Below are 11,894 nucleotides of genomic sequence, written 5' to 3'. Positions count from 1 at the left end.
TCGCGGGCGGCGTGAACCTCATCCTCCATCCGGACAACAACATCGTCCTGTCGAAGATGCGGGCCCTCGCGCCGGACGGGCGCTCGAAGACGTTCGACGCCTCGGCCAATGGCTACGGGCGCGGCGAGGGCTGCGGCGTGCTCGTCCTCAAGCGGCTGTCGGATGCTCGCCGCGACAAGGACCGGATCCTCGCCCTCGTCCGAGGCTCGGCCGTGAACCACGACGGACCGAGCGGTGGACTCACCGTGCCGCACGGCCCCGCGCAGGAGAAGCTCTTGCGCAAGGCGCTCGACTCGGCGGGGCTCAAGCCCGCGGATGTCCAGTACATCGAGGCGCACGGCACGGGGACGCCGCTGGGCGACCCCATCGAGCTGCGCGCCTTGGATGCCGTGCTCGGCGAGGGACGCGGGCCCGAGGCGCTCCTTCGCGTGGGCTCGGTGAAGACGAACCTGGGGCACCTGGAGTCCGCGGCGGGCGCGGCCGGGCTCATCAAGGTCGCGCTGTCGCTGCGCCATGGCGAGCTGCCGCCCCACCTGCACCTGCGCCAGCCGAACCCCGCGGTGGATTGGGCCCGACTGCGCCTCACCATCCCCACGCGGCTGACCCCGTGGCCGGCCGGAGAGACGCCCCGGGTGGCGGGCATCAGCGGCTTCGGTCTGAGCGGCGTCAACGCGCACGTCCTCGTCGAGGAGGCGCCCGCCGAGACTCCGCGCGAGGTTGAGCAGAATCCACGTCCCGTCCAGGTGCTGGCGCTGTCCGCGCGGAGTCCGGAGGCGCTCAACACGCTCGCCCAGCGCTACGAGGAGGCGCTCAGCGCGCCGACGTCCGAGCCGCTGGAGGATGTCTGCTTCACCGCCAACACGGGCCGCACCCACTTCCGGCATCGGCTCGCGTTGGTCGGCGCCTCGCGCGAGGCGATGCGCGAGCAGCTCCGCGCGTTCCAGCAGGGGCAGCCCGCGCCGTCGATGTTCCAGGGGAAGCAGGAGGGCACTCCCCGGTGCGCCTTCCTCTTCACGGGACAGGGCGCGCAGTGGCTGGGCATGGGCGAGGAGCTGTTCCGGAGCGAGCCGCTGTTCCGTCGCACGTTGCTCCGGTGCGATGAGGTGCTCGCCCCGATGCTGGGGCAATCCCTCACCTCGTTGCTCTATCCCGAGGTACGGGACGAGCACGCCCGGGCCCGGCTGGATGAGACGGGCTTCACGCAGCCCGCGCTGTTCGCGCTCGAGTACGCGCTGGCCCAGGTGTGGATGCAGTGGGGCATCACGCCGGACGCCGTGATGGGGCACTCGGTGGGTGAGTTCGTGGCCGCCTGTGTGGCCGGCGTCTTCACCCTGGAAGAGGGGCTGGAGCTGATCGCCACGCGCGCCCGGCTGATGCAGTCGCTTCCCTCGGGTGGGGCCATGGCCGCGGTCTCCACCGACGCGGTGACGGCGGAGGCGCTGCTGTCCAAGCACGGCGGACGGGTGTCGCTCGCGGCCATCAACGGTCCGCGCAGCGTGGTGCTCTCGGGTGACGACGACACGGTCCGCGACTGTCTGGCGGAGCTGGCGCGCGACGCCAAGCGGGGCACGCTGCTGCGCGTCTCGCATGCATTCCACTCGTCGCGGATGGACCCCATCCTCGATGCGTTCGAGCGCGCGGTGGCGAAGGTGCGGCTGCAGCCGCCGTCCATTCCCCTCATCTCCAACGTGAGCGGGGAGGAGGCGGGGCAGGAGGTGACCCGGCCTCGGTACTGGGTGGACCACTTGCGTCAGCCCGTGTTGTTCGCGCGCGGCATGGAGACGCTGGAGCGCGCGGGCATCCAGTGCTTCGTGGAGCTGGGGCCTCGTCCCACGCTGCTGACCCTGGGGCAGGAGTGCATTCCGCGCGAAGGGCCGAAGTGGGTGGCCAGCCTTCGGCCCGAGCACTCGGATTGGAAGCAGCTGCTGGAGGGACTCGCGTCCCTCTATGTCGCCGGGGCACCGGTGCGGTGGGTGGGGCTCGATGAAGGGTGGGACCGGCGCAAGGTGGCGCTTCCCACCTATCCCTTTCAGCGGAGGAAGCACTGGATGGAGCTAGCGGGTACGGAGTGGGATCGACAGGGAACGCGCGCGAGGGACACCGTGGGGACCGAGCAGGGTCATCCCTTGCTGGGGCGTCGTCAGGCTTCGCCAGGGCAGGTGCGCGCCTTCGAGTCCTTCGTGGCGCCATCCCGGCCGGCGTTCCTGCGCGACCACGGAGTCTTCGGTCAGGTCGTGATGCCAGGGGCGGCGTACGTGGAGATGGGGCTCGCGGCTGGCACCGCGTTGCTGGGCGCCGGACCCGCACGGCTCGACGAGGTGACGTTCGCGCAGGCGCTCCTGTTCGCGGACGCGACGGAGCGACGCCTCCAGCTCCTCTACACCCCCGAGGGAGATCGCGCGGGGCGGTTCGAGATCTTCAGTCAGGACGAAGCCCCGGGAGAGCCCGAGCCCACCTGGACACTCCACGCGCACGGTCGCTTGTCCTCGGCCCCAGCCGTACCGGGGGCGCGCGTGGACCTCGCGCGGCTCCAAGGCGAACTGGTTCGCGAGGTGGACGTCGAGGGCTACTACGCGAAGCTCCTGCGGGCGGGGCTCGCGTATGGCCCCAGCTTCCGCGCCATCCGGGGCCTGTGGTGTGGGGAAGGCGCGGTGCTCGCGCGGCTCGTCCTGGAGGGGACGGCTGTTGCGGATGCGGGGCGCTACGCCTTGCCGCCCGCGCTCCTGGATGCGTGCTTCCAGATGGTGGGGGCCGTGGTGGAGGAGTCGGCGGAGGCCGCTTATCTCCCCGCCGGAGTCGGCCCCGTGCGCGTGTGGAACCCGGGCGCGAAAGAGGTGTGGGTGCACGCGAGGGTGGCCCGCACCGAGGATCCATCGGGACCGGGGTACGCCTGCGACCTCGTGTTGCTCACGCCGGAGGGCGAGCGAGTCGCGGAGGTCGAGCGACTGCGTCTGCGGCGAGTCACGCGCGAGGGCTTCCTGGGCGCTCGTGGCAAGCGCCTGCGCAACTGGCTCTATGAGCTGTCCTGGCGGGAGAGTCCCCGCGCAACGGCCACGACCCAGGCCGAGCCCGCGCAATGTCTCATCCTCGCGGACGAGCGGGGTTTGGGACGCGCCCTGGCCGACCGGCTCGAAGCCAAGGGCTGGCGTGCCGTGACCGCGGCACGAGGCGCCACGGCGACGGAGACCGACGAGGCCCGCGTCGAGGCGTTGCTCGCGAAGCGGGATGCCACGTCGCCACTGCATGTCATTGACCTGTGGAGCGTGGAGGACGCGGCACAAGGCGCGGCGCTGCCGGACGTGGTCCTGGCGCAAAGCGCCCGGGTCTTGAAGCTCGCGCAGTCGCTCATCCGCGCGCACAAGCAGGCGCCGACGTCCCTGTGGCTGGTGACGCGCGGCGCGCAGTCCGTGCTGGAACGTGAGTCGGTGGAGAGCCTGGGCGGCGCGGCGGTATGGGGCCTGGGCAAGGCCATCGCCCGCGAGCATCCAGAGCTTCACTGCCGCCGCGTGGACCTGGATCCACGCTCCTCCGAGCGCGACGTTGAACACCTCCAGGCCGAGCTGTTCGGCAGCGGTGTCGAGGACGAAGTCGCCTGGCGAGGCGAGTCTCGCCGCGTGGCCCGCCTGGCGCGCAGTCGCCGCCTGACGATGTCCGAGCCAGAGCCCACGCTGAACCCAGACGCGAGCTACCTCGTCACCGGCGCGTTCGGTGGTTTGGGATGGGCCGCGGTGGAGCGGCTCGCGGAGCGGGGCGCGCGGCACCTGCTCCTGCTCGGACGGCGAGAGCCCGCAGTGGAGGTGCGCGCGCGGCTCGAAGCATTGAAGGCGCGGGGCGTGGAGGTCCAAATCCTCGCGTGCGATGTGTCGCGGGCGGAGTCACTTCAGCAGAGCCTGGAGGCGGGCCTGAAGGGCCGTCCACCCCTGCGCGGGGTCCTGCACGCGGCGGGCGTCATCGACGATGGCTTGTTCATGCAGATGACGCCCGAGCGCTTCGCGACGGTCTTCGCCTCGAAGGTCGCCGGAGGGTGGAACCTGCATCAGGCGCTTCGCCAGACGGAGCTGGACTTCTTCATCCTCTTCTCCTCGGCGGCCTCGTTGATCGGCTCGGCGGGGCAGGCGGGCTACGTCGCGGCCAATGCCTTCCTGGACGGACTGGCGCACCTGCGCGTCGCCTCCGGACTGCCGGGCCTGAGCTTGAACTGGGGGGCTTGGGCGGAAGTGGGCGCGGCATCCGAGGCGCAGCTCCAACGCCGCATGGAGATGCTCGGCTTCGGCGTCATCCCTCCCGAGGATGGCCTGCGCGTGCTGGAGCAAACCCTGTCCCTGCGAGGGCAGCTCGGCATCCTCCCGGTGGACTGGGAGGTGCTGGGCCGCCATGGCCGACTGCCGCTCTACGAGAGCTTCCTCCAGCCCGCGGCGCCCGCGGCGGTGGAGAACCTGCGCGCGAAGCTGGATCGCCTGCCACCCGATGAGCGCCGCGCCGCGCTGCGCGCCCACGTGGGCACGCTGGTGAACGGCGTGCTCGGCCGGCCCGCGCTCGAGCCGCTCGATCCCGCGCAGGGCTTCTTCGATCTCGGCATGGACTCGCTGATGTCCGTGGAGCTGCGCAACGTCCTCCAGCGCAGCCTGGGGGCTTCTCTGCCCGCCACCGTGGCGTTCGACAATCCCACCGTGAACGCGCTCACCGAGCACCTCGCGGTCGAGGTCCTCGGCCTGCGCGACGCCTCGAAGGAGCGCAAGGTCGCCGAGGACGCGGAGGTGGACGCCCTGCTCGCGGACGTGGACGACCTGGATGACGGGCAGGTGCAGGCCATGCTGCGCCGCTCCCGCTGAGCCTCGCTTCGAAAGACACCCATGACGACGGATTCCTCGCCTCGCATCTCCGAGTTGCCGCCGCTCAAGCTGGCGCTGGCGGCGCGCAAGCTCCAACCCAAGCTGGCCCTCGCGCTGAGCGAGCCCATCGCCATCATCGGCATGGGCCTGCGCTTCCCCGGTGGGGCGGACACGCCCGAGTCCTTCTGGGAGCTGCTCGACCAGGGGCGTGACGCCATCTCGACCATCCCCGCGTCGCGCTGGGACGTGGACGCGTACTACGACCCCACGCCGGGCACGCCCGGGAAGATGTACACGCGCCACGGCTCGTTCATCCAAGGCGTGGAGGACTTCGATCCACAGTTCTTCGGTATCTCGCCTCGCGAGGCCGCGCGGATGGATCCCCATCAGCGCCTGCTCCTGGAGGTCTCGTGGGAGGCGCTGGAGCGCGCGGGCCTGTCCGCGACGGACCTGAAGGGCAGCTCCACCGGCGTCTTCGTGGGGATGATGAACGAGGACTTCTCGCACCTGATGAAGGACGCGACGCAGATTGACCTGCACACCGCCTCGGGCTCGGGGCTGAGCGTCGCGGCGGGGCGGCTCGCGTACATCCTCGGGCTCCAAGGCCCGACGCTGGCGGTGGACGCGGCCTGCTCGTCCTCGCTGGTGAGCGTGCACCTCGCCTGTCAGAGCCTGCGCACGCGCGAGTGCGACCTCGCGCTGGCGGGCGGCATCAGCCTGGTCCTCTCGCCGCTCACCTCCGTGGTGAACTGCGCGATGCGGATGCTCTCCGTGAAGGGGCGGTGCAGCACGTTCGACGCGGGCGCGGATGGCTTCGTCCGAGGCGAAGGCTGCGGCATGCTCGTCCTCAAGCGACTCTCGGATGCGCTGGCGGATGGTGACCCCATCCTCGCGCTCGTCCGAGGCTCCGCGACGAATCACAGCGGCCAGTCCAGCGGCCTCACGGTCCCCAATGGAACCGCGCTGGCCAAGGTGATGCGGGCCGCGCTCCAGTCCGGAGGCGTCGAGCCCGCCCAGGTCAGCTACCTGGAGGCGCACGGAACAGGGACGGCCATTGGCGACCCCATCGAGATGGAGGCGCTCGGCCGTGTCTTCGGTCCTGGGCGCACGCGCGACAACCCCGTGCTCGTCGGCTCGGTGAAGACAAACATCGGCCACACGGAGGGCGCTTCGGGCGTCGCGGGCATCATCAAGGTCGTGCTCGCGCTCCAGCACGAGCGACTCCCCGCGCACCTCAACCTGGAGACGCCGAATCCCAACATCCGCTGGAGCGAGCTGCCCGTGAGCGTCACCCGCGAAGCCACGCCCTGGGCGCGAGGCTCGCAGCGGCGCATCGCGGGAGTGACCGCCTTCGGCTTCAACGGCGCCAACGCGCACGTGCTCATCGAAGAGGCCCCCGTCCTCGAAGGTGAGCCCGCGGCGGACCTTCCCTCGACGCAGCTCCTCACGCTGTCCGCGAGGACGGCCCCCGCGCTGCGAGAGCTGGCGCAGCGGTACGTGACGCAGCTCTCCTCGGACGACGTGTCGCCGGCCGCGTTCGCGAACGTCTGCTTCACCGCGAACACCGGCCGTGTCGCCTTCAGTCATCGGCTCGCGCTCGTGGCCTCGAACGCCTCCGAGGCGCGGCGAAGCCTCGCCGCCTTCCTGGAGGGCGCGGAGACTGGAACCGCGAGGTGGGCGGGCACCGGGAGGCAGCGTCCCCGACCCGCGTTCCTCTTCGGTGGCGCGAACGGGGAAGGACTGGAGTGGGGCAGGGCCCTGCTGGAATCGGAGCCGGCGTTCCGAGAGACCGTGCAGCGCTGCGAGAGTGCGTTGGGGCGGCCCCTCATCGACGCGCTGCTCGCCGCGCGAGGCCAGGAGTCCGCCGCGCTGCCACCGCGCCTCGCCTTGCCGGGCCTCTTCGCGTTGCAGGCCGGCCTCGTGCGCCTCTGGAAGGACTGGGGCATCACGCCCGCATGCGTCGCGGGCTTCGGCACGGGCGAGTTCGCGGCGGCCTGCGCGGCGGGTGCGATGTCGTGGGAGGAGGGGATGCGCCACGTCGCGGCCCTGGCCGACCGTCTGGAGCGCTCCGCACCCGGAGCCGCCCTGATGCTCGAAGCCTTCGAGTCGCATGAAGCCACGCTGGCCCTGCATCCCGACGTCACCTGGCTGAGCGTGTCCGCGGACGGTCGCGGCCACTTCTCGGGCGAACGGGCGCAGGTCGAAGCCCTTGCGGCCGACCTGCGTCAGCGAGGCGCGTCGCTCGCGCTGCGCGAGACACCGCACGCGTGGAGCCCGGAGGTCTGGGGCGCGGCGCGTGAGGCGCTCCTCGCTGCCGCGAGACCGAGCCGTGACGCTCAACCCCGCGCGCCCTGGTGTTCCTTCCTCGTGGGGCCGTCGTCGGGCGCGCGCGCCGGAGCCTTGTCGCGACTCACCCCCGTCGTGGAGGCGCTGCGCCGGCAGGAGCTGAGCGGTGGCGTGGAGCTGGGGCCAGGCACGGGCTGGGTGCCCTTCGCCGAGCGACTCCGCTGGGTTTCAGACCCGTCCAAGGTCTTCCCCATGCGTGGGGACCAGGACGGCCGAGCGGCGCTCATGGCCTGCCTGGGAGGGCTCGTGGCGCTCGGCGCGGAGGTCTCCTGGAAGGACCTCTATCGAGACCAGCGCCGCGACAAGGTCGTGCTCCCCACGAGCTGCTTCCAGCGCAGCCGCTACTGGTTCGAGCAACCCGCGCCCCCTCCCGCGCCCCGCGTGGCGGACACGCTCGTCGGCGCGCTGGCGGAGGACGCGGATGCCCTGGCGGGGCAGCTCGAGATGCTGGAGCAGCTCTCGGACGAGCAGGTCCAGGCGCTGCTGGGACTCCAGAAGGACTCCCCCTGACGGAGTGGGGGAGTCCTCCCTGCGGTGTTACGGCGTGCGCGCCCGTGCGCACGCCCACACCATGTCTGCGATTGCGGAGAGGGTCTGGAGGTTCTCGACCTTCATCGCATCCGCGGGCACGGTGATACCGAATTGCTTCTCGACGAAACCCATCATCCGCGCGGTCTCCAATGAGTTGAGGATTCCCAACTCGAGCAGCGGGGTGGAGGGCGTGAGATCCTCGGCGGAGTCTTCGAGAATCTCATGCGCGACATACCGGGTCAGGCTGGAGAGGATTTGCTCTGGATTCATGGCGTTGGACCCCCGCGGAGAGGATACAAAGAGAATCCAATCATCGCCAATCCCATCGCGAGTGAGTCTCACCACACCTGGACGGGTGTCATCTCGTAGCCGGATCGGCCGTTGCCAAGCTGGCCGTAGAAGTTGTTGCCCGTGAACCAGACCCTGCCGTCCGAGATCGTCACCACCGAGTTCTGATATCCGGCAGTCACGCTCGTCACGCCCCCGAGGTAGGTGACCTGGCTGGGCAGCACGCGATAGCCGGTCCCGAAGTCACCAATCTGCCCCAAGGCGTTGTAGCCCCAGCCCCAGTACGTGCCGTCGCTCGTCTGGGCGAGCCCGTGGCGCCCGAGCGCGCTCACGGACAAGGCCGTCACGCCGGTCAGGTTCTGCACCAGCACGGGCAGCGCGCGCCGAGTCGTGGTGTTGTCGCCCAACTGGCCGTACACGTTGTAGCCCCAGCCCATCACGGTGCCGCTCGCCATCAGAGCCAGGGTGTGCTCGGCGCCCGCAGCCAGGGCCGTCACCGCCGTCGTGTTCGGCAGGCTCGTCACCTTCGTCGGCCCGAGCTTGTTCGCGGTCGTCGCGTCGCCCACCTGCCCATAGGCGTTGTATCCCCAGCCCCACACCGTGCCGTCGTTGAGGAGCGCGAGCGCGTGGTGCGCGCCCGACGTGAGCGACGCGACGCCCGCCAGGGCCGGCAGCACGGTGGGAATCAGGTGTTGCACGCCCGTCCCATCACCCAACTGGCCAAGGTCATTGCGTCCCCAACCCCAGACCGTGCCATCCAGCTTCAGGGCCAGGGTGTGGTGCGTGCCCGCCACGAGCGCCTTCACGCCCGTGAGACCCGGAACGGGTGCGGCCACGGAGCGCGACGTGGTGGTGCCGTCGCCGAGCTGTCCATAGTCATTGCGTCCCCAGGCCCACACGGTTCCGTCTGTCTTCAGCGCCAGCGAGTGGCTGTCTCCCGCCACCACGGCCTGCACGTCCGTGAGGCCGGTGACTTGCGTCAGACTCAGCCTCCGCGCGGTGCTCCCCTCGCCAAGCTGTCCCCAGCGGTTCTCACCCGTGGCCCAGACGGTGTGGTCCGTCTTCAGCGCGAGGGTGTGCTGGTTGCCCAGCGCGACGGACGCGACGTCCGAGAGCGCGAAGAGCGTGGGATAGAGGAAGCGGGACGGCGTGCCGTCTCCGAACTGGCTCGAGTCCTTGCGGCCCCACGCCCAGGCGGTGCCATCCGTCTTCAGCGCCAGCGAGTGGAAGTTGCCCGCCGTCACGACCGCGACGCTGCTGAGTCCCGAAGACTGCGTCGGCGTCAATCGCTGCGTCGTCGTGCCATCGCCCAACTGCCCCTGCGCATTGGCGCCCCAACCCCAGACCGTGCCGTCCGACTTCAGGGCGAGCGTGTAGTCGTCGCCCGCCGTGAGCCCCGTGACGTTGGTGAGGCCCGGCACACGGGTGGGCGTGGTGCGATCCGTCGTCGTGCCATCGCCCAGCTGTCCCGCGGAGTTGTCGCCCCACAGCCATGCGCTGCCATCCGACTTCACGGCCAACGAGTACTGGTAGCCCGCCGTGACGAGGGACACACCCGTGAGTCCGGGCACCTGCCGGGGCGTCAGCCGCTGGGTGAGGGTGCCATCGCCCACCTGGCCATCGGTGTTGGTGCCCCACGCCCACACGGTGCCATCCGCCTTCAGCGCCAGTGAGTGGCTATAGCCCGCCGCCACTACCACCACGCTGCTCAATCCCGTCACCTGGACCGGCGACCGGCGAGAGGTCGTCGTCCCGTCTCCCAACTGGCCCAGGGAGTTGTCACCCCAGGCCCACACCGTGCCGTCCGACTTCAGCGCCAGCGAGTGCCAATAGCCCGCCGCCACCGTCGCCACGCTGGTGAGGCCGGGCACCTGGATGGGAAGAACGCGCAGGGTGATGGTGCCGTCGCCCAGTTGGCCGTAGTTGTTCGTGCCCCAGGCCCACACCGTCCCGTTCGCCTTGCGCGCCAGGCTGTGCACGTTGCCCGCCGCCACCGCGGTGACCAGGGTGAGTCCCGGAACCTGCGCGGGCATCACTCGACTGGTGGTCGTCCCATCGCCCAGTTGCGCGGACGTGTTGTCGCCCCAGGTCCACACCGTGCCGTCCGCCTTCACCACCACGGAGTGCGAGATGCCCAGCGCCACGCTCTCCCGCGTCACCAGGGCGGACTCGGCCGTGCCCAAGGACTCAGCGGTGGGCGCAGGCCCCTCGCCCGAGCACGCCACGCATGCCAACACCGCGGACCACAGCCAGACGGACTTCAATACCTCCGATACGGCGGGACGGCTCGCGCTCATGAACACCCTCCAGGTGAGACAGCGGCCCTGGCGTACTCCAATGTTGTCGCCGGGGCTAACGAATAATCCATGAAATGCGGCGAAGGCTCGATGGGCGGCTTGAGTGATGGGTTGTCAAGGTCGAGACGGATGTCTCGCGCGATGTGACGAAGCAGGTTGTGCGAGCGGTGTCTGTGAATGCGACGTGGATGTCTGTGAATTGCCGGAATGCCAGCGCCCTGATATCGTCTCGCGAGTCGATTCGGAATGAGCAGCGGCCCCCTGCCGCGCGAACCGGAAAGGACAACTCCATTGAACTCGCGTCTTGCCATTCACGGTGGAACACCCGTGCGCAGTCGTCCGTGGCCGCTCTGGCCGCAGCCCGCTCCCGGCGTCACCCATGCCCTCGATGAGGTGCTTCGCTCCGGGCGTTGGTCCATCAGTGGCCCCTATCGAGGCGTGGAGACCTTCGAGCGGCGCTTCGCGCGCGCGTTCGCCCACTACAACGGCAGCGCGCACTGCGTCCCGTCCTCGAGCGGCACCGCCAGCTTGATGATGGCGCTGGAGGCGTGCGGCGTGGGCGCGGGGGACGAGGTCATCACCACGCCCTTGTCCTGGGTGGCGTCCGCGTCGACCATCGTCGGAGTCAACGCGGTGCCTGTCTTCGCGGACATCGATCCGCACACGCTCTGCCTGGACCCTGACGCCGTGGAGGCCGCCATCACCCCGGCGACGCGGGCCATCGTCGTGGTCCATCTGTACTCGGCGGTGGCGGACCTGGAGCGCCTGTGCGCGCTGGCCCGCAAGCACGGCCTCCACCTCATCGAGGACTGCGCCCAAGCCCACGGCGCCACCTACCAGTTCCGAAAGGTGGGCACCTTCGGCGCGGTGGGGACCTTCAGCATGCACCACACCAAGGTGCTCACCAGCGGCGAGGGCGGGGCCACGCTCACGCAGGACGCACGTCTCGCCCGCCGACTGGAGCAGCTCCGCGCGGATGGCCGCTGCTATCTCGAGGCGCCACCGCCCGTGGGCCAGATGGAGCTGCTGGAGACGCGCGAGCTGATGGGCAGCAACCGCGCCCTCTCCGAGTTTCAGGCCGCGGTGCTCCTCACCCAGCTCAACGTCCTGGACGAGCAGAACGCGCTCCGCCTCCGCAACGCCGAGCTACTGGACCGCCTGCTGCTCGACTTGGGGCTCCAGCCACAGCGCACATCTCCGGGGACCACGGCCCGCACGTACTTCGGCTACGTCGTGAGCCTGCCCGAGGGACGGCTGGAGGGCGTGAGCCTCGCGGACATCGCCCAGGCGCTGGGACGCGAGCTGGGCTTCCCCGTGCGCCCCGTCTATCCGCCGCTCTTCGCGAGCAAGCTCTACAACCCCGGCTCCCGGCCGCGCTTCGCGCTCGGCCCCGCGCACCAGGAGCGCATCAACCCCGAGCGCTTCCGCTTGCCGGTGTGTGAGCGCGTGACGCGCCGCTCGGTGACGTTCCATCACGCGGCGCTCATGGGGGATGCCTCCGACATGGCCGACATCGCGGAGGCCTTCCGCCGGGTGCTCGAGCACGGCGCCGAGCTGCGCGCCGTGAAGGGCTGAACCGACCGCGGGGTGGCCGGCCCGC

5 protein-coding genes are annotated in these 11,894 nt (G+C 70.4%); 3 read left to right on the top strand and 2 right to left on the bottom strand.

Annotated features, from left to right (window positions below; genetic code table 11):
• Both JGU66_35370 and JGU66_35365 read left to right on the top strand, forming a co-directional pair.
• On the top strand, nucleotides 1–4,832 hold a 4,832-nt coding region (locus JGU66_35370), incomplete at its 5' end, for a type I polyketide synthase (GenBank protein ID MBJ6766064.1).
• A 21-nt stretch (nucleotides 4,833–4,853) separates the two neighbouring features.
• The gene (locus tag JGU66_35365) at nucleotides 4,854–7,688 is read left to right on the top strand and encodes a type I polyketide synthase (GenBank protein MBJ6766063.1); all 2,835 of its coding nucleotides are present in this window, start codon (nucleotides 4,854–4,856) and stop codon (nucleotides 7,686–7,688) included.
• Between the two features lie 27 nt (nucleotides 7,689–7,715).
• Here the strand turns inward: JGU66_35365 and JGU66_35360 are convergent, their stop codons facing one another.
• Nucleotides 7,716–7,979: an acyl carrier protein gene (locus tag JGU66_35360; GenBank protein MBJ6766062.1), complete on the bottom strand. Its 264-nt coding sequence runs from the start codon at nucleotides 7,977–7,979 to the stop codon at nucleotides 7,716–7,718.
• 68 nt (nucleotides 7,980–8,047) lie between these two features.
• Nucleotides 8,048–10,141, bottom strand: coding sequence for an RCC1 repeat-containing protein (locus tag JGU66_35355; protein MBJ6766061.1), 2,094 nt, complete (start codon nucleotides 10,139–10,141; stop codon nucleotides 8,048–8,050).
• 480 nt (nucleotides 10,142–10,621) lie between these two features.
• Between JGU66_35355 and JGU66_35350 the strand changes: the two genes are divergently transcribed.
• Nucleotides 10,622–11,869, top strand: a complete 1,248-nt coding sequence (locus JGU66_35350) for a DegT/DnrJ/EryC1/StrS family aminotransferase (GenBank protein MBJ6766060.1) — start codon at nucleotides 10,622–10,624, stop codon at nucleotides 11,867–11,869.
• Nucleotides 11,870–11,894: the final 25 nt, after the last annotated feature.

It is taken from the genome of Myxococcaceae bacterium JPH2 (assembly GCA_016458225.1).
In the GTDB taxonomy this organism is placed as follows: Bacteria; Myxococcota; Myxococcia; order Myxococcales; family Myxococcaceae; genus Citreicoccus.
This window is presented reverse-complemented; position numbering and strand designations above follow the sequence as displayed.

Coding starts and splice junctions, on each gene's coding strand:
- JGU66_35365 (MBJ6766063.1), top strand. CDS start 4,854: ATGACGACGGATTCCTCGCCTCGCATCTCCGAGTTGCCGCCGCTCAAG.
- JGU66_35360 (MBJ6766062.1), bottom strand. CDS start 7,979: ATGAATCCAGAGCAAATCCTCTCCAGCCTGACCCGGTATGTCGCGCAT.